Source organism: Deltaproteobacteria bacterium, from assembly GCA_016709225.1.
GTDB classification, from domain to species: domain Bacteria; phylum Myxococcota_A; class Polyangia; order Nannocystales; family Nannocystaceae; genus Xiheibacterium; species Xiheibacterium phototrophicum.
The window spans coordinates 2709051-2734001 of the sequence record JADJEE010000001.1; the positions used below are offsets into that span (position 1 = coordinate 2709051).

Below are 24951 nucleotides of genomic sequence, written 5' to 3' on the forward strand. Positions count from 1 at the left end.
ACCGCAACCCGGTCACGACCGTCGTCGGCGTCGCCACCACGCCCCGGCGGTGAGCAGCAGCAGCAAGCCACCGCGCGGCGACGCGTTGCGATCGACCTCGCACGCGCAGCCCTTGCCGTCACCGTCGTCGCTCGCGCCTGCGTCGTCACCCCCCGCGTCATCGCCCGCCGAGCCACCGTCGCTGCCGCCATCGGCCGAGCCACCGTCGCTGCCGCCGTCGCTGCCGCCGTCGCTGCCGCCGTCGCTGCCACCGTCGTCGCCGCCGGGCACGTAGGGCTCGTGGGTGTCGCCCCAGTACGGGGCCTCGCACTGCGACGCGAGCGTGTCGACGCCAGGGTTGGGGCCTGACTCGAGCACGAGATCGCCGTGGTCGACACACGCGACCACCGGCGCCGAGACGCTGCCATCGATGAGGCTCACGACCTCGACACCGATGCAGTAGCGATCGGCCGCAGCGGCGAACGAGGCCTGCAGTCCGACCTCACCGAGCGCACTGGCGACGTCGAGCACCGCGTAGGGCACGACCCCATCCTCGGGCCCCGACAGTGCGCGCAGGAACGACTGCGACAGCATCGGATCCTCGGGCAGCACCAACCCCGCGTCGACCACGGGCACGTCCTGCAGATCCTCCCCGACACAGGTCGGGCCGCACGCGCCGATGTCCCCGTCGCAGCACACCTGCCGCCCCTGCGCGGTCTCGACCGCCGACAGCGCGACGTCCTCGAGCGCCGCCTGCGGCAGCGCGCCGGCGGCCGCCTCACCGGTCGTGACGTCGAGATTGATCTCGACGCTCGGCGCCATCGCATCGGGTTGATCGAGCACCGCGATCGTGGCGACGTACGCGGTCGAGGCTGCGAAGCCGGCATCGGGCCGCCACACGACGAACAGGTCGCTGGCGTCGGGTGCAGCGTCGTGGATCTCGACGGTCTCGATGGTGCCGGGGATCTCGACGTCGCCCGCGGTCACCGTGATCGTCATGAGCGCCAGGGCCTCGTCGATCGGCCCGTAGGTCTGCGCGCGGAAGGCAATCACGCCGTCGGTCGGGACCCCTGCACGCGCGCCGTCCGTCAGCGAGGGAAAGAGCGCCAGATCGGGCACCGGCGAGCACGCCTGCGCCCTGCCCTCCACCGCACCGAACACTGCCAGCAGCGCGCACGCGCCGACCACGCCATCCACCATCCAACCAGCCATGCATCGTGGCAGTGCAAGATCCGGGGCCAGCCCACGGGGCACCGGAATCGTTGCCGCCACAGGTGATGTGCCACTGCCAGTGGCGAGACATCGTCGTCGCGGCCATGGCAGCGACGTCGCGGGCCCACGGGCCCTGCGTGGACCGCCGCGCGCTTGGGCACGCCACCCGCTAGTACAGCTCGCCGGCCTCGACGCGCTCGCGCCCCGCGTCGCCCTGCACGAGCAACGCGCCGTCGTGATCGAGGCCGATCGCTCTCACCTGGCGGCGCGCGCGGCCGCCGTCGACCGAGACCGCGACCACGGTGCCGAGCGAGACGCACGCGGCCTCGTAGCGATCGCGGATGGCCGCGAAGCCGTCGCGGGCGAAGGCCTCGAGGCAGGGCTCGAGCGCGTGCAGCACCGCGGCCAGCAGCGCGACGCGATCGCAGCGCTCGCCGGTGGCCTGCTCGATCGAGGTCGCGATCGCGGTGAGCTCCGGTGGCCACGGCTGCGCGCGCACGTTGAGTCCGAAGCCGACCACGAACTGTGGCGTGGTGCCGGCCCAGCGGCCCTCGCAGAGGATGCCGCCGAGCTTGCGATCGCCGACCAGCAGGTCGTTGGGCCAACGCAGGCCGAGGCCGCCGATGGTGCCCGCGAGCCCCTCGTACAGCCCGACCGCCACCGCCAGCCCCAGCGCCGACCAGCGCGCATCGGCCTGCGACGGCCGCAGCACGAAGCTGGCGTAGAGGCTCGCGCCCGGCGGCGAGTGCCACACCCGACCGAAGCGACCGCGCCCCGCGTCCTGACGATCCGCGGTCACGAGCGCGCCGTGGGGCGCGTCCGACCATGCGGCCGCGCGATCGTTGGTCGAGCCGATGCGCCCGTGGTGCTCGTGGGCGCGCCCCAGCCAGCGCGTGCGCAGCCGCTGCGACAGCGAGCCGAGCGCGTCGTCGCTCACGTGCGGATCTCGAACAGCAGCGAGACGTCGGCCGCACGCACCGAGTGGGTCAGCGCGCCGACGCTCACCAGATCGATGCCGAGCGTCGAGAGCTTGGGCACCCGCTCGAGCTCGACGTTGCCGGAGACCTCGATGATCGCGCGACCGGCGATGCGGGCCACGGCCGCGGCGATGGTCGCGTCGTCCATGTTGTCGAGCAGGATCGCATCGCAGCCGGCGGCGAGCGCCTGGTCGACCTCGACCAGGTTGGTGACCTCGCACTCGATGCGCATGCCGTGGGGCGCGTGGGCACGCGCGGCCAGGATCGCGGGCGCGATGCCGCCGGCGCAGCGGATGTGGTTCTCCTTGATCAGCACACCCGCGCCGAGATCGTTGCGATGGTTGTGGGCACCACCGGTTCGCACGGCGTAGCGATCGAGCGCACGCAGGCCGGGCATGGTCTTGCGGGTGTCGGTCACGCGGCAGCGACCGCCGGCGGCCTCGGCGTAGCGACGCGCGGTCGCAGCGATGCCGCACATGCGCTGCACGAGGTTCAGCGCGGTGCGCTCGGCGGCCAGCAGCGCGCGGGCGTTGCCCTCGACCTCGGCCAGCACGGTGCCCCGCGCGACGGACTCGCCGTCGCGACGCAGCGGCCGCCAGCGCGCGTCGGGATCGAGCCGCACGAACACCGCGGCGGCGACCGTCAAGCCGCACACCACGGTCTCGCCCTTGGCGACGAGCTGCGCGCTCGCGGTGGCGTCGCGCGGCACCATCGCGCGCGCCGTCACGTCGCCGGCGGCGAGGTCCTCACGCAGTGCTCGGTCGATGACGTCGTCGACGTCACCCAGCTCGGAATCCCACATCGTTCGTGTCCTTGCTCGGGGTCGAGACCGGTGCGCGCCAGATCTCGATGGGCCAGCCGCGCTGCGACGCGACGCGACGCAGACGGGGATCGGGGTTGACGACCACCGGGTGGCCGACGCGCTCGAGCATCGGCAGGTCGGTGTAGCTGTCACTGTAGAAGTAGCTGCGCTCGAGCGCGACGTCGTGGGCGCGCGCGTAGGCCTCGGCGTAGTGGACCTTGCCGGCACCGTAGCACGCCGGTCGCACGTGACGACCGGTGAAGTGCTCACCCTCGACCTCGATGGTCGTGCACAGCATGTGCTCGATGTCGAGCTCGCGCGCGAGCGGCTGAGTCATGAACTGCGTCGCCGAGGTCAGCAGCACCACCGTCTCGCCGGCGTCGCGGTGCCGGGCGATGCGCTCGCGGGCCTCGACGCAGATCGCCCAGCGGACCTCGTCGAGGAACCACTGCTCGATCTCGCGGGCCAGCGGCGCGACCTGCTTGCCGGCGTAGGCCTGCAGCACGCGGGTCGCCATCGCCTCGTAGTCGAGCAGGCCGAAGCGGTACTGCAGCAGCCACTTGAGCGCGCGCGCCAGCTCGACCACGCCCATCTGCCCGGTGCGACGCATGTACGCGATCCACTTCGTGCCCGAGTTGATCTCGAGCACGGTCTTGTCGATGTCGAAGAACGCGGCCACGCGCGCCGGCACGGCCGTGACGCTACGACCGCGACGCAGCTTCGGCAAGCTCGATCGTCGCCGCGTGCCCACTCGACGCGCGCGGCATCGACGACGCCCTGGGCGACGCTGCGCCCGAGCGGTGCACTAACCGCAGCGCTCGACCCAGTCCACCTGCGGCGGCACACCGGCACGCCACGCGACCACGTGGTCGGTGCCGTCGAGCTCGAACACGAAGTGCGCCGCGTCGGGCGGACCGATGCGCCAGGTGTGGCCGTCGGGCTCGTACTTGTGCGGGCCCTCGACGATGCCCTCGGGGTAGCGCGCGCGCAGCTCGTCCGCCGACATGCCCACGCGTCCGCCACCTTCGGCGACGATCGCCGCGTCGATGACGTCGACCCGCGTGACCACACCGTCGACGACCAGCCACGTGAAGCGCGGCGGGGTGCCGGCGGCGGCCGGCGTCACGACGTGGCAACCCTCGGACGCGACCGCGAGCGCGTCGTCGCCGGTCCGCGCGGCGGCGGCGGCGTCGATGCCGAAGCGCAGGCGGCCCTGCGCCGCCATGGTGACGAGCTCGCCGTCGTCGACGAGCGCAGCGGTCGAGGTCGGCGCGACTGCGGGGCGACAGGCGAGGCCGCCCGCGAGGGCGAGGGACACCGCGACGCGAGAAGGGTTCGCCACCATGCTCGCTTGCGGTTCTGTCACGGCCGCAGCGCCCGCGCAAACCGTCGCGCCACGATCGCGGGCGTGCGTCGCCTGCTATCCTCCGCCGACGCCGCCGTTCGAGCGCGGCGCAAGCGATGGGGCGAAGCCGTGAACGACGACGACAGCGCGCCCCCACGACCGCCCGACGGCGCAACCGAGCCCTCCTCGCCACCCCGCGAGGGCTTCGAGACCGGTCATGTGCGACGCCTACTGGAGTCGCGGCTGTTCGCGATCGCGACCGCGCCGACCCGCATCGGCCGCTACACCGTGTTGCGTCGCATCGGCAGCGGCGGCATGGGCGTGGTGTACGCCGCGTATGACGAGGATCTCGATCGCCGCGTGGCCATCAAGCTGGTCGCACAGCCGGGCCGCGACGATGCCGATCACGTGTCGTCGCGGGTGCGTCGCGAGGCGCAGGCGCTCGGTCGCGTGACGCATCCCAACGTCGTCGCGGTGCACGAGGTCGGTGACCACGTCGCCGACGACGGCACCGTGTTCGTGTTCATCGCGATGGAGTTCGTGCGCGGTCAGACCCTGCGCGAGTGGCTCGCGGATGCCCACCCGTGGCGCAGCATCGTCGAGGTGCTCGTGCACGGCGGGCGCGGACTCGCGGCGGTACACGCCGCCGGCCTCGTGCACCGCGACGTCAAGCCCGAGAACCTGATGATCGACGACGCCCCAGCGGGCCGCCCGGGCCGTGTGCGCCTGATGGACTTCGGGCTCGCGCGCCTCGAGCTCGACGCCACCACCGTCTCGAGTGACGACTGGCTCGAGCGCGAGGGCGACGATCCGCTGGCGTCGCCGATCATCACCCGCACCGGCGCGCTCATCGGCACGCCGGCGTACATGGCCCCCGAGCAGCAGCGCGGCGGCATGGTCAACGCGCGAGCCGACCAGTTCGCCTGGTGCGTGATGGCGTGGGAAGCGTTGTACGGCGAGCGCCCGTTCGAGGGCGCGACGATCTCGGCGCTGTTCGAGCACGTCCGCTCGGGGCGCCGCCGCGAGCCGCGTTCGACCCGCGCCGTGCCCAACCGCGTGCGTCGCGTGCTCGAGCGCGGGCTCGAGGTCGATCCGAGCGCACGCTGGCCGTCGATGGACGCGCTGCTCGACGCGATCGGGCCGGGCCCCCGGCGTAGCCGCACGCTGGTGGCGACGCTCGGGCTCGGCGCTGGCGTGGCCGCGTTCGCGACGCTGCGCGACGACCCGCGCGCGTCGTGCCGCGACGACGCCGAGGCAATCCTGCACGCATGGACCGAGCCCCAGCGCGACGCGCTGCGCGAGCAGATCACCGGCACCGGCCTGGCGTACGCGCAGGACACCTGGGTGCGCGTCGAGCAGGGCATCGACGGCTGGCTCGCGCGCACCCGCGACGCGCGGCTGCAGGGCTGCGCCGCGTCGAGCTGGTCCGACGCGCTCCAGACCGCCCACCTGCGCTGCATCGCCGATCGCCAGCGCCGGTTCGCCGCGATGCTCGACGTCTTCGCGCAGGCCCAGGGCGAACATCGCGAGGCCATGGTGGCCCGCGCGACCATGGCGGTCGGAGCCTTGCCGAGCCCGGAGCCATGCGCCGAGCTCGAGCCCCTGGCGGCGCGCGTGGAACCGCCCGGCGACGCGGTCGCCGACGAGGTCGACGCCTTGCGCGAGCGGGCCCGACACGTCGACGCGCTGCTGGCCGCCGGCGAGTACCCGCAGGCCGGCGACGAGGTGGGCGCGCTGGCTGCCGACGCGCGCGCGAGCAGCTACGCGCCGGTCCACGGCGAGATGATGCTGCTGCGGGCGCGCGTCGAGCGGGCGCTCGGCCGCTTCGCGCAGGCCGAGATCACGCTGCGCACCGGCTGGGCCGACGCGCTCGCGGCCGGCGACGACGAGCTCGCGTATCGCATCGCCGTGCAGCTGGTCTACGTGATCGGTGCGCGCCTCGGTCGCCACACCGAAGGGCTCGAGTGGGCCGTGCACGCCCGTGCGGAGCTGGTCCGCAATGGCACACCGCCGCGACTCGAGCACATGCTGCTCGGTGCACTGGGGACGCTGCACGAGATCCGCGGCGACTACGACCTCGCGCTGCAGGAGCAGCGCCAGGCGCTTGCGCTGCAAGAACAGGTGCTGCCGAGCGACCACCCCGACCTCGCCCACAGCCTCAACAACATCGGCCTGGCCGAGGCCCAGCTGGGACGCATGGAGCCGGCGATCGTCGATCTCGAGCACGCCATCGGGCGCTACGAGGCCGCGTTCGGCCCCGAGCACCCGGAGATCGCCGACACCCTCAACAACCTCGGCATCTGCTACGAGCAGGCCGGGCGCTACGACGACTCCGAGCGCGTGCACCTGCGCGCCATGGCGATCCGCGAGCGCACGTTCGGCCCGGTCCACCAGGAGGTCGCGGTCTCGCTCAACAACCTCGGCACGCTCTACAACCGCCGCGGCGACTACGACCAGGCGCTGGCGGTCTATCGACGCGGGCTCGCGATCATCGAGGCCACCCGCGGCCCCAACGACCGCACCGCCGCCGAGCTGCACAACAACATCGGCTGGCTGCACGACGTGCGCGGTGACTACGCCGCCGCACTCGACGAGTACCGACTCGCGCTCGCGATCGACGAGCACAACTTCGGCAGCGGCCACCCGGAGACCGCGTTCACGCTGACCAACATCGGCATCGCCTACGAGCGCATGAAGGACTACGAGCAGGCGCTCGGGTTCTACCGCCGCGCGCTCGCGGTCCGCGAGGCCAAGCTCGGGCCCGACCACGTCGAGCTCGCCGACACCCTGGTCGGCATCGGCAACGTCTACAAAGACATGGGCCGCTACGAGGAAGCCATCGCACAGCAGGATCGTGCACTGGCGCTCATCACCGCCGCCCGCGGCGCCGACCACGTCGACAACGCCACGCCGCTGGGCAACCGCGGCAACGTGCGGCGCGCCATGAAGCAGTACGATCGTGCGCTCGCCGATCTCGATCGCGCGCTCGCGCTGCGCGAGCCGGTGCTCGGCCCCGATCATCCGCGGGTCGCGTGGCTGCGACAGGTCCGCGGCGAGACGCTGTTGGAGCGCGGCGACGCGGCGGCGGCGGTGACGGAGTTCGAGGCGGCGCTGGCGGTCCGCAGCGCCGGCGAGCTCCCGCCCGCCGACCTCGCCGACACCCGCTTTGCGCTGGCGAGGGCGCTGCCGCCCTTCTCCCGCGAGCGCGCGCGCACCCTCGCACAGCAGGCCTGCGAGATCTTCCGCGGGCTGCCGCAGCGCGCCGAGGCCTCGCGTGATTGTGAGGCGTGGCTGCGCGCGCACGGTCGTTGATCGCGCCCGCTGGCGATCAAGGGAACGTGCTGGCGATCAGCATCGCCATCAGCAGGTTGGCCGCGGCGTGGAACAGCGCCGGTGCCCACAGGCTGCCGCTGCGCCGCCACAGCCACGAGAACAGCAGCGACGGAAAGAACGTCGCCAGCCGCGCCAGCTCGAGCATGCCGACCAAATGCCCGAGCGCGAACACCAGGCTCGCCAGCACCGCCGCCGCGCCGATCGGTGCGCCCAGCACCCGCCGCGACGCCGGCCAGCGCTGCTCGAGCGCACTCATGAGGTAGCCGCGATGGAACACCTCCTCGGGCAACGCGATCGCGAACACCTCGATCGCGACGGCCAGCAGCGCGCCCGCACCACCCCAGCGCGCCCACTCGGCCGGCACCCGCAGCGCGCCGGGCCAGAACGAGCCCTCGTAGGGGCGACACAGCCGCGCGAGGTAACGCTCGAGCCCGCCGGCCGCCGGCGTGAGCGACTCGATCGACAGCACCGGCGCGACCGGGGTGAGATCACCGTGGCACACGCGGGCGTAGAACCACAGGAAGCCCAGCACGAACGGCGGGAACACCAGCAGCGCCAGCGTGGCGGCCCACCGGGCGCCACGCCACGACCACCGCGGCACCACGCCGTCGGGCCCGACCTGCCACGCGCGCGCACGCTCCGGGTCGCGGCGCAGCATGAACCCCGGCAGCAGGTAGAACGCCGCGACCAACCCGAGGTAGCGCAGATCGCCGGGCAGCCCCAGCAGGCCCACCAGCGCGTAGCCGACGTACACCGCCGCGGTCACCAGCAGCGCCTGGCCGGCGAGCTCGGGTCGCAGCGGCAAGGCGACGGGGGGCTCGCGCATCGGCGGCCGGAAGGATAACGCGAACCGGCAGCGGCTTGGCGCGACCGCGGCTACTTCATCGTGCTCGACAGCTTGGCCAGGCGACGGCGCAGGCTCTCGAGGGTCTCGGACAGCGCATCGAGGTGATCGAGCACCCGCACGTCCTGGGCCAGCGCGCTCACGTGCTCGCGTCGCACGTCGGGCGACTCGAGGGTTCGCAGCGCGAGCGTGAGATAGTCCTCGATCCGCGTCATCGCGAGCGCCGTCTCGCGCAGGTCGTCATCGATGAACAGCAGCGTGTTCTCGATGTCGCGCACCCGTGCGAGCTCACCCGGCACCGGCTGGGGCTGGCTACCGCGGTCGAGCAGGCGATCGCGCGCGCGCGCCCGGCGGCCGCTGGCCCGTCGCTCGGCACCGCCGCGCGGCTGCGACCCAGCACCCTCGTCGGGCATCGCGCGCTCCCAGGTCGGCTCGGCGGTCGTGCTCATGGCACCTCGTTGGCTGCCACGTTCGGCCCCTGCTCCGCAAGTTTTCGGCGAGGTTGCGCCGATGCGGTCGCGATCGTAGGGATCCACCTCCGCCGTGGTCGCGATCCCCGACGACAAGGTCCAGGAAGTCCGAGACAAGGCCGACATCGTCGACCTCATCGGGCGCTACGTCGAGCTGCGTCGCGCGGGCGCCAACTACAAAGGTCTGTGCCCGTTCCACGGCGAGCGGACCCCGAGCTTCAACGTCAACCCCGCGCGCAAGGGCTTCAAGTGCTTCGGCTGCGGCCAGGGCGGCGACGCCATCCGCTTCGTGATGGAGATCGACGGCAAGAGCTTCCCGGAGGCGGTCCGCAAGCTCGCCGAGATGTACGGCGTGACGCTGCCCGCCGAGAGTCCGCAGGCGGCTGCGGCGCGCAACGAGAAGGACGAGGCCTACGCGCTGTGCCAGCTCGCCGCGGACACGTGGCGCAGCTGGCTCGAGCACGCGCCCGAGGGCGAGGCCGGGCGCGCCTACGTGGCGACGCGCGGCGTGGATGCCGAGACCGCCGCCGCGTTCCGCCTCGGCTACGCGCCGGCGCCCGCCGAGGCCGGCTGGGATCGACTCGCGACCACGATCGCGAACAAGCGCCTGTCGCTGCCGCTGGCCGAGCGCCTGGGACTCATCGGCCGCAGCGAGAAGTCGCAGGGCTGGTACGACCGATTCCGCGGCCGCTTGGTGTTCCCCGTGATCGCGCCCGGCGGTGAGGTCGTCGCGTTCTCCGCCCGCGTGGTGCCCCCCCACGACGAGGCCCACGACGGCAACCCGCCGCCCAAGTACTACAACTCGCCCGAGTCGCTGCTCTTCACCAAGGGCAAGATGCTCTTCGGGCTGCACCAGGCCCGCGCGTCGCTGGCCGCGACGCGGCGCGCCATCTTGGTCGAGGGGAACCTCGATGTGGTGCGGATGCATCAGTGGGGACTGAAGGAGGCGGTTGCGCCCCTGGGCACCGCGCTGACCGCCGACCAGGCCAAGCTACTGGCGCGCTTCTGCGATCAGGTGGTGATGGCGTTCGACGGCGACGCCGCCGGTCGCAAGGCGGCATGGACGGCGCTGCCCCTGCTGCTCGAGGCCGATCTCGACGTGCGGATGGTGCTGCTGCCCGAGGGCCAGGACCCCGACAGCGTCGGGCGCGAGCGCCTCACCGCCCTTCTCTCACGCCCCGAGGCCGCGCTCGTGCAGATGATGCAGCGCATGAAGGAGAAGGCCGGCACCGCGGTGGACGCCCGCGCGCGCGCGTTGGATCGCATCTTGCCACTGGTGCTCAAGGCCCCGCGAGAGAGCCAGCGGGAGCTGTACGCAGACCGCGCAGCCGAGCTCTTCGAGCTCCCGCGCACCCGCATCGAGGCGACCCTGCGTCGGCTGGCGCAGTCCGAGTCGGGCGCTCGCTTGGAATCCGGCGGGCCATCGGCATCGAACCGCAGGGCCCCCGAGCGGGCCCCCCAACGTGGCCGCCCGCAAGAAAACTCTCGCGAAATTGGCTCGACAACCGGGGCACCTGTGACACTATCCGCCGCCGTGCAGCCCCTGCCGCCGCTTCCAGCGGGCCAGAGTCAACTGGCCATGCTGTTGGTCGACGTTCCCCATTTGGCGAGCGTGGCGGAGCGACAAGGCGCGCTCGATTGGATCGAAGACCCGCGCTTGGCCCCCATCGCGCACGCCGTGATCGATGGCGCTCGCCGCGGCGACGACCTCACGATGCCCGACCTACTCGCACTGGTCGAGCCCGCCGCACAGCCGCAGGTGCACGACGCGGTGTTCGCCGGGCGCTTCCGCGATCTCGGCGAACGCGACCCGCAGACCCTGCTGGTCGAGCTGCTGCGCAGCTGCGAGCGCGAGAAGCTCATCCGCCTCAAGCGCGCGGCCGAGGCCGACGTGCGTCGACTTTCTAGCCAAGGATTCGACCGCGAGGCCGCCGAGCGGCAGAATTACTCCTTGCAGCTCGCACGCCGCATCGACGAGCTGCGACGTCCGTACGACCCCCCCGCCCACTGACGCCGCCCACGGACGTCTTCCAAGGCGAGTGACGAGGCGATCCCCCGCCGACCTCGCACCCGCTTCCTTCCGCCCCGGATTTCATTAGCCCATGGCTCACCCCGCCCAAGGTCTCGAGGCCTCCACCATGCAGCGCAAGACCCCGACGCGTACCGTCGACGCCGAGAAGCTGAAGAAGAACCTCATCGCGTACGGCAAGAAGAAGGGGCACATCACCTACGAGGAGCTGCACGAGCTGCTCCCGCCCGACCTCATCGACCCGGCGGAGTTCGACCAGTGGGAGAGCATGCTGGTCGCCGAGGGCGTGCAGATCGTCGCCAAGGACGAGCCCAAGGGCGCGTCGGCGAAGTCGCAGACCAAGGTCGCGACCCGCAAGGTGATGCCCAAGCGCTACGAGCGTGAGGACGAAGAGGACGAGCAGGCCCGCACGAACGACCCCGTTCGCATGTACTTGCGCAAGATGGGCTCGGTCTCGCTGCTCACCCGCGAGGGCGAGGTCGAGATCGCCAAGCGCATCGAGGAGGGCGAGCGTCGCCTGCTCGAGATTGCGCTGCGCAGCCCGGTCTCGATCCCGTTCATCTTCGACATGTACGACCGCATCAAGCGCGGTCAGATGCGGGTCAAGGACGTCATCCAGGTGTCCAACCCCGCCGATGGTGGCCCCCCGGGCACCGTCGCACCGGAGCCGAGCCCGGTGAACCAAGAAGCTGCGATCGAGAACATGCAGAAGCAGCTCGAGCGCATCCGTCGGCATCAGAAGGAGATCGAGAAGCTCCGCGAGCAGGTCGAGGCGCTGGGCGAGAAAAAGCCCGGCGACACCCGTCGCGGCAAGCTGCAGACCCAGCTCGACGATCACGAGACCGCGTGCGTCGAGGCCATCCAGGACATGAACCTCAGCCGTCGCCCGATCGACGGCATCGTCGAGGAGCTGACCCAGCTGGTCGACCGCGTGGTGCGAGCCGAGCGCGACCTCACCGAGTGCGAGCGCCGGGCCGGCATGGACTTGAAGGAGCTGCGCAAGCTCTTCAAGGACGTGCGCCTGTCCGAGGAGGAGGAGTTCAAGCTGTGCCGTCGGCTCGGCCTGCACCCCTCGGAGCTGCACGAGGTCGAGGCCCGCATGCGGCTGGCCACCAAGCGCATCAAGCAGGTCGAGCAGGAGACCAACATGCGCGCGCCGGAGCTGCAGGAGCTCCACGGCAAGCTGATGACCGCGCGTCGTCAGGCCGAGAAGGCGAAGGCCGAGCTGGTGGAGGCCAACCTCCGCTTGGTGGTGTCGATCGCCAAGAAGTACACCAACCGCGGCCTGCAGTTCCTCGACCTGATCCAGGAAGGCAACATCGGCCTCATGAAGGCCGTGGACAAGTTCGAGTACAAGCGCGGCTACAAGTTCTCGACCTACGCGACGTGGTGGATCCGACAGGCCATCACCCGCGCGATCGCGGACCAGGCACGGACCATCCGCATCCCCGTGCACATGATCGAGACCATCAACAAGCTCATCCGTACCAGCCGCTACCTGGTGCAGGAGCTCGGTCGCGAGCCCACGCCCGAAGAGATCGCCGAGAAGATGGAGCTGCCGCTCGACAAGGTCCGCAAGGTCCTCAAGATCGCCAAGGAGCCCATCAGCCTCGAGACCCCGATCGGCGAAGAGGAAGACTCGCACCTCGGCGACTTCATCGAGGACAAGAACATGACCTCGCCGTCGGACGCGGTCATCAACTTGAACCTCGCCGACCAGACCCGCCGCGTGCTGGCGACGCTCACCCCCCGCGAGGAGAAGGTCCTGCGCATGCGCTTCGGCATCGGCGAAGCCAGCGACCACACCCTCGAAGAGGTCGGCCAGGACTTCTCGGTCACGCGCGAGCGCATCCGCCAGATCGAGGCCAAGGCGCTGCGGAAGCTGCGGCACCCCAGCCGCAGCAAGCGGCTCAAGGCCTTCGTCGAGAACTGACAAATCCGCCGTGGCCGAGCGGCCGCGCGCGTTCGCGACGCGCGCACCGCAGGCCTGCGGGTGCGACCGGTTCGCGCACGCGCGGACGCTTGTTCGCGCCATGCTCGGCGTGATAGGACCACGCGCATCGCCTCTGCGCTCGACGACTTGTCCCTCAAGGTCTCGTTGCGGCCCGATGCCGAGCGAGTGCCGAGCAAGCCCGTCGTGCCGACGCGGCCGGGCGCCGCCGTGGAGCCGGCCCCACCGGCCCCGAGTGCGAGCGCGGCCCCGGTGGTCGCAGCGGCGCCGGGCCGGGCGCGGGCGATCGTCTTCACCGCCGTGCGCGAGTTCCTCGCGGCGCCGAGCGATGCCGTCGAGCCGCGCATCGCCGCTGCTGCGCTGGGCTGGGCGAACGCCGACGACGGCGCCGTGACCGAAGCCGGTGCGCGCTTGATCGCGACCTCGCCCGGCTCGGCCGAGGAGTCGGAGGCCCTCGCGGCCGCGCTGCTCGAGAACCCACCGCTGTCGGCCGTCGCGTCGGCGCTGCTGCTCGGCGAGTGGCTGGAGCTGCAGGACCTCGCGCCCGCGCTGGCACGCACGCTGGGCCTGTCGGCCACCCACGCCGCCACACTGGCGCCATCGCTGCTGGCGTGGCGCACCGAGCTGCGCGAGCGGGGCTGGAACCCGCGCGCCATCGCGAAGCACCTGCACGACCGCACCCGTTGGATGAAGTCGGTCGCCCCACGCACGCGCGAGCTGTTGTCGCGGCGCGGCGTGGTCACCCGCGATCAGGTGCTCGCGATCGACGGTGCCGCGCTGCGCGACGACCCGCAGTGGCGCCCCGAACACCTCAAGGATCTCGAGCGCTGGCGCGTGCAGCTGGGCAAGCCGCTGTCGACCAGCAGCCCGGCGATCGCGGCGGCCCTCGCCGCACGGCCACGGGCCCTCGACGCCCTGACGATCTCGGCCGGCATGGCGCGCGACGTGCCGGGTCGACCACGCGTCGTCACCTACGCGAGCGAAGGGTTCGCACGGCCCTCGCATGCCGACGAGCTGGGCTCACGGGTGTACACCGCGTCGGAGGACGCCGGTGACTACGGTGACGAGACCCTCGACGGCCTCGACGACGACGACGACGTGCTCGAGGACGACGACGTCATCGACCCGCCGACGCGCGCGCTGATCGAGACTCAGGCTCGCAAGCTGCTCGAGCGACGCGGTTGCACGTCGGTGGGCGCGGTGGCCCGCGCCGTCGGTGCGGTCCCGCTGGCGGGTCTACGCGAGGTGCTCGAGGCGCGCATGGGCGTGCAGTGGCTCGACGACGACCGCGCGTGGTTCTTCCGGCCCAGCGCGCGGGACAACCCACTGCGCCAGGGCATCGAGCGCGTGCTGGTGGAGCGCGGGCCGCAGCCCATCGCGGCGTTGCACGTCGCGCTGCGGGAGCTGGGACTGCCCGATCTCCCGCCGGTGGCCGTGCTCGCGGCGCTGTGCGGGGTGTGTGATCGCGTGGAGCTCATCGACGGCGGCACGCGGGCACGTGCCCGCGCCTCGACGCTGGCCGAGGCCGCGGCACGCGGCGCCCGCAGACCCGCGACGCTCGACGACGATGACACCGACGACGACGACGACGACGACGACGACGACGACGACGACGACGACGGGATCGACGCGGACGACGACGACGACGCGGCCGACGACGACGACGACGACGACGACGATGACGGCGACTCCGACGACACGGCCGGTGGCGCGCGCGAGGCCGTGCCTCCGGCGGCGATCCCCGACGACATGACGGTCGCCGAGCTGGTGCGGATGGCCGGCATCACCGTCGAGCAGCTGGTCGCCGCCGCGCTCGGCAAGAACCCCGACCTCGCGCCGGGGCTCGACGATCTGACCGTCGCGCCGCCGCGTCGCAAGGGCGGCGCGACCGGTCGACACGCGCCGGCCGCGAGCACGCGCAGCAGCGCCCGCACGCGCCCCAAGCGATGACCGGCGGCGACGCGCGCCGGCGCACGGGTGCGAACGCGTCCACCGCCGTGCTATCCCTGGACGATGCAGCTCGCCGCCCTGCTGACCGCGGCCGTTTGCGCGCTCGCGAAGCCAGCCCCGACCACGGGTGATCCGGACGAGCCGACCGATCGCGGCGCTGCGCTGCTGGGCTCGGCCGGGGCCGCCAGCGGCGGCGCGCTGGTGCTGCTGATCGTGCGCAACGTGCTGCTCGATCGCAGCTGTCCACTCGACGGCAGCAGCACCCGCTGCACCGCACGCGGCGACGTGGAGTCCGCGCTCGTCGGCACCCAGCTCGCGCTCGAGACGGCGGCGGTCGGGCTCGCGGCCGGCGGCGGCGTCGTGCTCGGTCGCAACCACGGCTGGCACGACGCCCGCGCGTGGCGTGAGCGACCGATCCGCAGGATCATCGGCGGTGGCGTGACGCTGGTCGTGGTCGGCGCGGGCGGCATCGCCGGTGCGATCGCCCTGCAGTTCACGTCGCTTTCCCACTGCGTGAGCGCCGAGATCGACTCGGGTGATGCGCTCGCGGGCGATCGCTGCATCAAGCGGCGCTATCCGGCGTGGACCACGATGCACTGGCTGTCGTTCACCGCGGTCGCGGCGGGCGCTGCCATCCTCGGCTACGGCACGGCGCATCGTCGCCAGGCCCGTCGGTTCGGCGGCGGCGCGATGCGGCTCGCACCGAGCTTCGCCCGCGATGGCGGCGGCCTCAGCCTCGTGGGCCGCTTCTAGCGGGGGACTGGCGCGGGGCCGGCCGGTGCTGCGCGTGCCGCAGCACCGCGTCCCACACCCGCAGCAGGTTGCCGCCCAGCAGCTTCTCGACGGCGGCGCGGTCGTGACCGCGCTCGAGCAGCACCCGCACCAGGTTCGGGTACTGCGACACGTCACGCAGGCCCTCGGGCAGGCTGTCGCCCACGCCGTCGAAGTCGGAGCCGAGCCCGACGTGGTCGATGCCGACCAGGCCGATCACGTGCTCGATGTGATCGGCGACGTGCTCCACGCTCGCGCGAACCTGCGGGTGCTCGGCCTCGTAGGCGGCGCGGATCGAGGCCGCACGCGGATCGTCCTCGCGGAGCTTGGACTTGCGCAGCAGCTTGCGCACGGCCGCCTCGTGGCGCTCGCGACCGCGGCGGACCTCGGCGTCGAGGAAGCCCGAGCCGAAGTTGATCATCACGACGCCGCCCTGCTTCGCGAGCGCGACGATCATGTCGTCGGTCATGTTCCGCGCGAAGCCCGGGGTGAAGTGCCGGCACGACGAGTGGCTGGCGATGACGGGCACACGGCTGCGCTCGACGACCTGCCAGAAGGTGTCGTCGGAGACGTGTGAGACGTCGATCATGATGCCGACCGCGTTCATCTCGTCGACGACCTGCTTGCCGAACGCCGACAGGCCGCCGTTGGTGTGGCGCGCGTCGGTCGAGGAGTCGGCGACGTGGTTGTCCTTGGCGTGGGTGAGTGTGATGTAGCTGATGCCGCGCTCGCGGAAGTGCTTCACATTGGCGAGCTCGTGCTCGAGCGGCGCACCGTTCTCCATGCCCATCGGCAGCGAGACCAGGCCCATGGCCGCATTGCTGCGCACATCGGTGGGGCTGCGCGCCAGCGCGAACTTCTCGGGCGCCGCGGCGGCCAGCCCCTCGACCAACGCGATGAGCCGCTCGGCCTCGGCCTTGGCGCCCTTGCCCTCGAAGCTCGACGCCACGTAGATCGACATGAACGGCGCATCGAGCCCGCCTTCGCGCGCGCGCTCCCAGTCGAAGTCACCGGCCGCGGTGCGCTGCGACGGGTCCTCGGTGGGTCGCCCTGCGGCGTCGAGGCCCTTGCTCAACCGCCACGGCAGATCGACGTGGCCGTCGACGATGATTGCGCGGGCCGTGATCCACGGCGCCAGCTCGCGGGGGGCGGTCGGTGCCGTGGGCTCGGGCGTGGCAGCGGGCGCCGTCGTCGGCGGCGGCGCGGCGGCGGCGGCGGCCGGCGGTGCGACCACGCTCGACGGCGTCGCCGGCGGGGCAGCGACGCCTCGCCCGGCGTCGCAACCGAGCACCACGAGGGCGAGCCCACACAGGATGCGCAACGTCATGCCGATCCCCCGACGCGCACGCCCGTGGGGGCGGCGGACGGTTCTACCACGGCATCGCGTCGAGCTCGGCGACGAACGGCACGGTCGCGGGCGGCTGGTCGGCGTCGAAGCCGAAGATGCCGGCCAGCGTCGTCCGCGAGCCGGCCGGGTCGAACCCCGCCAGCTGTACCAACGCGTCGACGAGATCGTCGACCGAGAGCTCGCCACGCATGGTGATCGGCGCGCTCAGATCGAGCGGCGCCTCGATCACGGCGTGGACCACGTGGACCTGCGACATCGCGTTGCCCGACGCCAGCTGGATCGGCAGCACGAAGTCGACCGCGGCCGCCGTGAAGCTCGTGCCGGCCTCGGTGTACGCGGTGCCCGTGACATCGGCGGCGACCGTCGAGCCGTCGCCGTCGGCATCGGGCGCGAACGCCAGCGTCGCCGCGGTGCCGACGCGGGCCCACTGCAGCGCCGGGAACACGCTCTGCAGCACGCCCTGCGCGGTCGGGTTGGTGGGCTCGATGAGCGTGACGCCCTGCGCCGGCGTGCGCGCCAACACGTCGCTGCGGGCCGCGGCGCCGACCACCGGCACGGCGCCGTCGCTCGAGGTGAGCTCGCCGGCGATCGGGAACCAGCCCTCGTCGTCACCCAACGAGAGCGTCGTCGTCGGTGGGCCGACCTCGCCGGCCGCACCGACGCTCACGTCGCCGCCCAGGCCTTGCAGCTGTGGCCACGTGATCGTCAGCGGCTCGCCGACCGCGGCGATGCCCTCGCGCATGTCGACCCGCGTGGCCGCGCCGTCGTCCTCGCCTGCGATCACCCGCCGGGCCTCGTCGTCGCGGCCGCGCCAATAGCTGAGCAGGTGCGTCTTGGTATAGACGCGATACGGGTAGGTGGTGCCGTTTTGCACGCCGGTCTCGGGCGTGACGCCGCCACCGTACGCCTGCGCGGCGGGGTAGCGGTAGAACAGCTCGCGCCGCGCGATCACCTCGGCGGCCGTGTCGGTGACCGCACTCGCGAGCGCGAGCTCGTCGGCGACCGCGTCGGCGGCCGCACTGGCCTCGACTCCGTCGAGCAGTGCCTGCCGCCAGTCGATCACGGCGCGATAGAGGTGCACCGCCTGCTCGACCCGCAGGCGATCGATCTGGATGCCATCGGCGATCTCGAGGAACCACCGCGCGGCGTCCGCGTCGTCGATGCGTGCCAGCAACGCGAAGGCGCGGTCCTCGAGCGCGCGATGGGTGTCGAGCGAGTCCGTCAGCGCCGCGAGGTCGACGTCGCGCAGCGCCGCCAGCTCGTCCTCGTCATGGCGCGCCACGGTCGAGAACGACGGCCGCACCGGGCGGAACTCGAGCCCGGCGTCGGCCGCAATGGCATCGGCAGGATCCTCGCCGGCGAAGTACGTGTACAACCCGCCCGGCCGGCCGCGCGCGTCGACCTGCTCGAGGAACAGCCGCCGCTGGTGCTCGGCCAGTTCCGTGACGATCGCGACGGCGTCGTCGCGTACGTCGCAGCCGTTGGGCCAGGTGTCCGCCGGGCACAGCGGATCGAAGATCTCGCCCCAGATGTCACCGGCCGTGAGGTCGGCGTTCCAGCCCAGCAGCGCGACCGCGTAGTCCTGCTGCCAGTAGCCCCACTCCTGACCGGTGTTGAACATCCGGTGGCCCCGCAGCGTGCCGCCGTTGCGGGGCAACAGCGGCCGCAGCAGCTCGACGTCGCGCACGCGCGCGGTCACGTACAGCGGCAGGTACACCGGCACCGCGTTGTCGAACGCGAGCCACCACGCCGACTCCGGGAACCATGTCAGGTCGCGGCCCTGCGCCGAGGCCTTGCCCATCAGGCACAGCTTGTGGGCGAAGCTCTGCTGCGCATAGACCCGCGCCGGACCCTCGAGGGGGTAGAACATCGTGGTGTGCACCGACACGCCCGCGCGGGGATCGGTGTGGAACGCCAGATCGTAGTAGTCGATGCGCCCCTCGTCGTTGGTGCCGTTGGGGCACCCGAGGTCGTCGAAGTTGGGGCTCGGCTGCGAGCCGGTGGTGTGGTCGTTGATCTCGATCGAGATCGACGGGTCGCGGGCCAGCACCGCCTGTGCGGCCCAGTCGATCCACTGCACGGTCTCGACATCGGGCGTGGTCGTGAACTCGGTGGCGCCGAAGTGGATGCCGAACCACCGCGCGTCGGGCATGTCGCGCAGCTGCTCGTCGACGATGTCCTCGATCTGCTGCTGCACCGGCGTCGCGCTGGTCGGGTCGATCTGCGCCGACGCGCCCTGCTGCTGGTTGTGCAGCGTGATGCCGCCGCCGCGCGGGAAGCCCAGCTCGGTGCGCAGGTCCTCGAGCTCGAGCTTGCGCAGGTCGCTCGCCGCGGGCCCGGCGACGCCGCGACCGGCCCCGCGGAAGCGGTTGCCGAAGTTCGCGATCATCCAGGTGTTGACGTGCTCGGCCTCGTCGATGGGGAAGCTGCCGTCGGAGAAGGACTCGAGCTGCTCGAGCGGGTGCTGCGAGTGGAACGACCAGCTGCGCCACGCGAAGTCGGGCATGTGGTCGGTCTCGCCGGCGCGCGTGAGGATCGTGGGCGTGCGGGCTCTCGCGGCGATCTGCTCCGGCGGCAGCTCGGGCACGTAGGTGTCCTCGGGATGGAAGTAGCGCACGCCGAGCCGGCGCAGCAGCTCGTGGGCGGCGTACTGCCGCGCCAGCGCGCTGCCACCGGCCAGCCACGCCACCGCACGCTCGTCGCCGTCGCCGTCGACCTCGAGCACGAACCCCGACTCACCGAGCGCGTCGGTGCGGGCCTCGTCGAAGCGATCGGGCGCGAGCACGTCGGCACCGACCACCACCACCAGGTCGGTGCCAGCACTGGCAATTGCCGCCCGGGCATCGTGTGGGGTCGTGCGCGTGACGGCGACCGGCTCGTCGCCGATGCGCTCGAGCTTCGACACCAGCTCCGCAACCACCGCGCGGTCACCGGGTCGTCGTCGCGCGGCGCGACCACCGAGATGCGGGCATCCGAGGGCCCCGGCGGGTCGCAGGCCGCGAGCGACGCGAGCATCATCGCGGCCGCCAGCTGCCGCACACGCGGGAACGAGTCGCTCGGCGTTCGCATGGTCGGCGGCCTCAGCCGGGCTTGTAGAACACCGCCCACAGCGCGATGGTGCCGAGCAGCGGCAGCACGAACACCCAGCCCGCGCCGACCTCGGGCTTGCGCGCCACGAAGGCGCTCGCGCCACCGAGCACCACCCACACCACCAGCTTGATGATGATCCACAGCGGCCACGTGCTCATCAGGCCCAGCTTGGCCATCAAGCCGAAGCCGCCGACGAGCACCAGCAGCATCGCGATGCCGTGCGCGGCCGCCAGGCGCTTGCGCGCCGACGTTGCGGCCGCGTCACCGCGCTTGGCGTGGGGTGCGTGCAGCGCGATGCCACCCAGGGAACAGAACAACAGCGCCACGCCGAAGACGTGCAGGACCTTATAGAACTCGGGGGACATCGTTCACCGTGGAGCCTACCACGCGGCGCGACGGGCACGCTAAGCTGGCGGCTCGCATGACGGACGTTCGACGCATCGCAGTGCTGGTCTTCGAGGGTGTCGAGGAGCTCGACTTCGCCGGTCCGTGGGAGGTGCTGTCGGCCTGGGCCGAGCAGTTCCCCGACGATCGGGTGCAGACCTTCACGATGGCGCCGGTCGCGGGCGAGATCCGCTGCGCAAAGGGACTGCGCGTGGTCGCCGATCACACCCTCGCCGACGCGCCCCACGCCGAGCTGCTGGTGTTCCCCGGCGGGCGCGGCACGCGGCCGATGCTGCAGGACGCGACCATGCTGGCGTGGGTGCGCGAGCAGGCCGCCCGCGGCACCATCATCGCCAGCGTGTGCACCGGTGCGCTGGTGTTGGCGAAGGCCGGCCTGCTCGACGGTCGCCCGGCCACCACACACCACGGCTCGCTGGCGCTGCTGCGCGAGCTCGGCCGCGACATCGACGTGCAGCCCGAGGCGCGCTTCGTCGACAACGGCGCGGTGCTCACGGCCGCCGGCGTCTCGGCCGGCATCGATCTCGCGCTGCACCTGGTCGCGCGACTGCACTCCCGCGAGCGCGCCCAACAGGTGCGCCGGTACATCCAGTACGATCCGCACCCGCCGGTCTGAAACCGCTGCGACGACGATGGCGTCGCAGGCCCGTTGTAGGGTCGCGGCGACTGGCCATGCCGATGCGTCCTCACCCCCCACTCGCCCTGTGCGCCGCCGGGCTCGCGACCCTGCTCGCGGCGTGCCCCCGTGGCACCGACACGGCCACGCCCACGCCGACCACCGCCGCGGCAACGCGGCCCAAGCTGGTGGTGCTGGTGGTGATCGACCAGCTGCCGAGCTGGTCGTTCGATCGCGATCGCGACGACCTCGCGGGCGGCATCGCCGGGCTGCTCGATCGCGGCGCGCTGTGGCCCAAGGCCCGCTACCCGTACGCGACCACGAACACCGCACCGGGCCACGCGACCATCGGCTCGGGCACCACGCCGTCGGAGCACGGCATCATCGCCAACCGCTGGTACGTCGAGGGCCAGCGCGTCGGCGTCGATCGCGACGACGCAGTGGCGCAGTTCGGCGTCGTCGACGGCGCGCGTCACCGCGGCGGCGCCTCGGCCCACCACCTGCAAGTGCCCGGCATCGCGGATGCGCTGCATGCCGCGGCGCCGGCGGGCAAGGCGGTCGCGATCGCGTGGAAGCCCCGCGCGGCGGTGTTGATGCTGGGCCAGCACCCCGATCTCGCGCTGTGGTTCGACGCCGAGCAGGGCGCGATGACGACCAGCACCGCCTATGCCGATCGGCTGCCGGCCTGGGTTGCCCCACTCGCCGCGGCCCACCCACCGTCGGCGTTGCTGCAGCCGTGGCACGCCGACGATGCCGAAGCACTGGCGCGCATGACCGGTCGCGGCGACGACCAGGACGGCGAGGGCGACCCCGCGGGTCTCGGCGCCCGCTTCCCCCACGATCCCAGCGCCTCGCCGGCACCGCTCGAGGCGCTCGGCCTGCTGCCCGCGGCCAACGGCCTGCTGGTCGACGCCGCAATCGCGGCCCTCGACGGTGAGCAGCTGGGCCGCGACGAGGTGCCCGATCTGCTGGCGGTGTCGTTCTCGCCGCACGACTACGCCGGCCACGCGTGGTGCCAGGAATCCTGGGAACGCAGCGCGCACCTGCTCGACATCGATCGCGGGCTCGCACGACTGATCGCGGCGCTCGACACCGCGGTCGGTCGCGAGCAGTACGCCGTCGTGCTCACCAGCGATCACGGCGCGCTGCCCTCCCGTGCGGCGGCCGCGGCTGCGGGTCGGCCCGCGCCGCTGCTGCTGACCGACACGCTGGTGACGCTGGTCGAGCGCACCATCGCGGCGGAGCTCGGCGAGGGGCGCTGGGTCGACGGTGCGACCACCACCGAGCTGACGCTGTCGGCGGCGTTCCATACCCAGCCCGCGCCGCGCCGCGAGCTCGCGATGACCCGCGCGCTGGCGGCCCTGCGCGACGCCGGGCTGGCGTGGGTCGGAGCCATCGACGTGATGCACGAGCCCTGCGGCGAGAACGACGAGCTCGACACCCTCGCCTGCCGCAGCGTGTTCGCGCCGCACTCGGGCGACATCTACATGATCGCGCCCGAGTACGCGCTGCTCGACGACGAGCTCGGCGAATGTACCGCCCATGGCTCGCCCTGGTCCTACGATCGCGAGGTGCCGATCCTCGTGGCGGCGCCCGGCCGCGTCGCGCACGGGGTCCGCGACGCGGTGCCATCGATGCTGCAGCTCGCACCCACACTCGCCGACCTGCTCGGCGTGCCACCGCCGGCGGCCGCGCGCGCCGCCTCGTTGTTGTCGACGTCGATCGCCCCACGTTCACGCTGAGGCGACGCGGCGGGACCTTTCGAGCCGCGCGTCGCTCCGCTAACGTGGTGTCCATGATGCGACGCGTCCCGCTGCTGTGCCTGCTCGCCGGCTGTCTCTTCGCCTGCGCACCGGACGACAACGGCGACGACGGGGCCGGGACCAGCACCGGCAGCAGCTCGAGCACCGGCGAGGATCCGAGCGCGACGGCCAGTGCCAGCATGGGCACCACCGCAGGCTGGGTCGACTGCGCGTCGTTGATGGGTGACGCGTGCGACGACAACCCGCAGTGCGCGCTGTACCCGAGCGGCTGCGCGGTCGACTGCGCGCCGCTCCCCGAGTCGATCTGCGACGACGTCGGCCACTGCGCCTGGGACGGCTCGGCGTGCGTCTACGGCCCGTAGCGCCGCCGAATGGGCCGCAACCTCGCGGATTTGAGCGATGCTGCGGCTGCAGATGCCCGGCCACGATCTCCACCACGCCTTCGTCACCGGTGCCTCCGCCGGCATCGGTGACGCCCTCGCCCACGTGCTCGCGCGCGCGGGCGTCCACGTCGTGCTCGCGGCCCGCCGCGAGGCCGAGCTGCAGCGCGTCGCCGCCAGCATCACCGCCGCGGGTGGCCGCGCCACCACGGTCGCGGTCGACGTCGGTGACCCCGCGGCCATCACCGCCGCGGTGCAGCAGGCGGATCGCGAGCTCGGTGGGCTCGACCTCGTGGTCGCGAACGCCGGCGTCGCGACCCAGCGACACAGCGCGAAGCTCACCTGGGCCGACTGCGGCACCATGCTCGACGTCAACGTCGTCGGCGCGACCGCGACCCTGGTCGCGGCGATCCCGGGGATGATCGAGCGCGGCCGCGGCACACTGGTCGGCGTATCGAGCATCGCGGCCTGGCGTGGGCTGCCCAAGCTCGCGGTGTACAGCGCCAGCAAGGCCTACCTCTCCGCGTTCCTCGACGCGCTGCGGGTCGACCTCGGTCCCGCCGGGATCGGCGTCACCGAGGTCCGCCCCGGCTACGTGCGCACGGCCATGAACGAGGGCGCGGGCAAGCTGCCGTTCGAGCTGCAGCCCGAGCAGGCCGCGCAGGAGATCTTCGACGCCATCGTCGCTCGCAAGGCGCTGCACGCCTTCCCGCTGCCGATCGCCTTCGCCATGCGATCGATGAGCGCGCTGCCGCGCAGCGTGTGGGAGCCGCTCGCGCGCAAGTTCGTGTGAGGCCGGCCGCCGCGCGGTCGCGGCCGCTTGCGGACCGCGAGCCCCAGCCCCTACGCTTGGCCGCCCATGTCCGAACAAGCCCGTCGCGCCGCCGCGATCGCCAGTGCCCGCAAGGGCGCGCTCGAGCCCCGCGTGGGCATCATCCTCGGCTCGGGCCTCGGTGGCCTCGCCGATCGCATCGAAGACGCGGTCGCGATCGACTACGGCGAGCTGCCGGGCTTCCCGGTACCGAGCATCGCCGGTCATCGCGGCTCGCTCGTGATGGGACGCCTGGGTGGTCGCGACGTCGCATGCCTGGCGGGTCGCGTGCACCTCTACGAAGGCCACCCCGCCGCGGCGGTGGTGCCGTTGGTCCGCACGCTGAAGCTGCTCGGATGTGACACGTTGGTGGTGACCAACGCCGCGGGCGCGCTGGACCGCGACGCGACCCCGGGCACGCTCATGCTCGTCACGGATCACATCAACCTGCAGGGCCAGAACCCCCTGGTGGGCGCCAACGACGACGGCTTCGGACCGCGCTTCCCCGCCATGAGCGGCGCCTACGACGAGGCACTGCAGGCAGTGCTGCGATCGACCGCGGCGGAGCTCGGCATCGCGCTGCGCGAGGGCGTGTACATGGCGCTGCTCGGACCGTGCTTCGAGACCCCCGCCGAGATCCGCGCGTTCGCGACCATGGGCGCCAACGCAGTCGGCATGTCGACCGTGCCCGAGGTGATCGTCGCACGACACTGCGGCATGCGCGTGGCCGCGATCTCGGTGCTGACCAACCTCGGCGCCGGACTGGCCGACGAAGTGCTCAGTCACGAGCAGACACTGCACATGTCCGGCGTCGCGGCCGCGGACCTGCAGCGCCTCGTGATCGAATTCCTGCGACGCGTCGCCTGAGCACACACGGG

The 24951-nt window shown here is 72.3% G+C and carries 20 protein-coding genes; 10 read left to right on the plus strand and 10 right to left on the minus strand.

Annotated elements, in window-relative coordinates; genetic code table 11:
- Positions 1-12 precede the first annotated feature (12 nt).
- The 5 genes from IPH07_10975 to IPH07_10995 form a co-directional block, all read right to left on the minus strand.
- A complete protein-coding gene (locus IPH07_10975) occupies positions 13-1191 on the minus strand; it encodes a hypothetical protein (GenBank protein ID MBK6917912.1) in 1179 nt (392 codons plus the stop codon).
- Between the two features lie 169 nt (positions 1192-1360).
- A complete protein-coding gene (locus IPH07_10980) occupies positions 1361-2128 on the minus strand; it encodes a biotin--[acetyl-CoA-carboxylase] ligase (protein ID MBK6917913.1) in 768 nt (255 codons plus the stop codon).
- Positions 2125-2970 carry a carboxylating nicotinate-nucleotide diphosphorylase gene (gene nadC, locus IPH07_10985; GenBank protein ID MBK6917914.1) on the minus strand — a complete coding sequence of 282 codons (846 nt, stop codon included), beginning with the start codon at positions 2968-2970 and terminating at the stop codon, positions 2125-2127. Before nadC ends, IPH07_10980 begins: the two co-directional genes overlap by 4 nt.
- Entirely contained in the window at positions 2948-3697 is a 750-nt protein-coding gene (locus tag IPH07_10990; GenBank protein MBK6917915.1) for an HAD family hydrolase, read from the minus strand. The genes nadC and IPH07_10990 overlap by 23 nt, the downstream gene beginning before the upstream one ends.
- 78 nt (positions 3698-3775) lie before the next feature.
- The gene (locus tag IPH07_10995) at positions 3776-4288 is read right to left on the minus strand and encodes a lectin (GenBank protein MBK6917916.1); all 513 of its coding nucleotides are present in this window, start codon (positions 4286-4288) and stop codon (positions 3776-3778) included.
- Between the two features lie 156 nt (positions 4289-4444).
- Between IPH07_10995 and IPH07_11000 the strand changes: the two genes are divergently transcribed.
- The gene (locus tag IPH07_11000; GenBank protein MBK6917917.1) at positions 4445-7627 is read left to right on the plus strand and encodes a tetratricopeptide repeat protein; all 3183 of its coding nucleotides are present in this window, start codon (positions 4445-4447) and stop codon (positions 7625-7627) included.
- A gap of 16 nt (positions 7628-7643) precedes the next feature.
- Here IPH07_11000 and IPH07_11005 read toward each other — a convergent pair whose 3' ends face one another.
- Positions 7644-8474 (minus strand): CPBP family intramembrane metalloprotease, encoded by an 831-nt coding sequence (locus IPH07_11005; GenBank protein ID MBK6917918.1) that lies wholly within the window; start codon positions 8472-8474, stop codon positions 7644-7646.
- Between the two features lie 50 nt (positions 8475-8524).
- On the minus strand, positions 8525-8941 hold the full coding sequence (locus tag IPH07_11010; GenBank protein MBK6917919.1) for a hypothetical protein: 417 nt from the start codon (positions 8939-8941) through the stop codon (positions 8525-8527).
- Positions 8942-9035: 94 nt separating this feature from the next.
- On the opposite strand from IPH07_11010, the gene dnaG reads away from it, so the two are divergent.
- The 4 genes from dnaG (at position 9036) to IPH07_11030 (ending at position 15645) form a co-directional block, all read left to right on the plus strand.
- On the plus strand, positions 9036-10973 hold the full coding sequence (gene dnaG / locus IPH07_11015) for a DNA primase (protein ID MBK6917920.1): 1938 nt from the start codon (positions 9036-9038) through the stop codon (positions 10971-10973).
- Positions 10974-11064: 91 nt separating this feature from the next.
- Positions 11065-12924, plus strand: coding sequence for an RNA polymerase sigma factor RpoD (gene rpoD, locus IPH07_11020; GenBank protein ID MBK6917921.1), 1860 nt, complete (start codon positions 11065-11067; stop codon positions 12922-12924).
- 147 nt (positions 12925-13071) lie between these two features.
- A complete protein-coding gene (locus IPH07_11025) occupies positions 13072-14892 on the plus strand; it encodes a hypothetical protein (GenBank protein ID MBK6917922.1) in 1821 nt (606 codons plus the stop codon).
- Between the two features lie 63 nt (positions 14893-14955).
- Positions 14956-15645: a hypothetical protein gene (locus tag IPH07_11030; protein ID MBK6917923.1), complete on the plus strand. Its 690-nt coding sequence runs from the start codon at positions 14956-14958 to the stop codon at positions 15643-15645.
- On the opposite strand, the gene IPH07_11035 is transcribed toward IPH07_11030, so the two are convergent.
- The 3 genes from IPH07_11035 to IPH07_11045 form a co-directional block, all read right to left on the minus strand.
- The gene (locus IPH07_11035) at positions 15623-16990 is read right to left on the minus strand and encodes a dipeptidase (GenBank protein ID MBK6917924.1); all 1368 of its coding nucleotides are present in this window, start codon (positions 16988-16990) and stop codon (positions 15623-15625) included. The two genes, IPH07_11030 and IPH07_11035, sit on opposite strands and share 23 nt — an antisense overlap.
- 43 nt (positions 16991-17033) lie before the next feature.
- Positions 17034-19931, minus strand: coding sequence for a hypothetical protein (locus IPH07_11040; GenBank protein ID MBK6917925.1), 2898 nt, complete (start codon positions 19929-19931; stop codon positions 17034-17036).
- Positions 19932-20091: 160 nt separating this feature from the next.
- Positions 20092-20466 (minus strand): hypothetical protein, encoded by a 375-nt coding sequence (locus IPH07_11045; protein MBK6917926.1) that lies wholly within the window; start codon positions 20464-20466, stop codon positions 20092-20094.
- 56 nt (positions 20467-20522) lie between these two features.
- Between IPH07_11045 and IPH07_11050 the strand changes: the two genes are divergently transcribed.
- The 5 genes from IPH07_11050 to IPH07_11070 all read left to right on the plus strand — a co-directional run bounded on the left by IPH07_11050 (position 20523) and on the right by IPH07_11070 (position 24940).
- On the plus strand, positions 20523-21119 hold the full coding sequence (locus IPH07_11050) for a DJ-1/PfpI family protein (GenBank protein ID MBK6917927.1): 597 nt from the start codon (positions 20523-20525) through the stop codon (positions 21117-21119).
- A gap of 56 nt (positions 21120-21175) precedes the next feature.
- Positions 21176-22861, plus strand: a complete 1686-nt coding sequence (locus tag IPH07_11055) for an alkaline phosphatase family protein (protein ID MBK6917928.1) — start codon at positions 21176-21178, stop codon at positions 22859-22861.
- Between the two features lie 53 nt (positions 22862-22914).
- Positions 22915-23244: a hypothetical protein gene (locus IPH07_11060; GenBank protein ID MBK6917929.1), complete on the plus strand. Its 330-nt coding sequence runs from the start codon at positions 22915-22917 to the stop codon at positions 23242-23244.
- Positions 23245-23281: 37 nt separating this feature from the next.
- Entirely contained in the window at positions 23282-24055 is a 774-nt protein-coding gene (locus IPH07_11065) for an SDR family NAD(P)-dependent oxidoreductase (protein ID MBK6917930.1), read from the plus strand.
- A 66-nt stretch (positions 24056-24121) separates the two neighbouring features.
- Positions 24122-24940 carry a purine-nucleoside phosphorylase gene (locus IPH07_11070; GenBank protein ID MBK6917931.1) on the plus strand — a complete coding sequence of 273 codons (819 nt, stop codon included), beginning with the start codon at positions 24122-24124 and terminating at the stop codon, positions 24938-24940.
- The last annotated feature ends 11 nt before the right edge of the window (positions 24941-24951 follow it).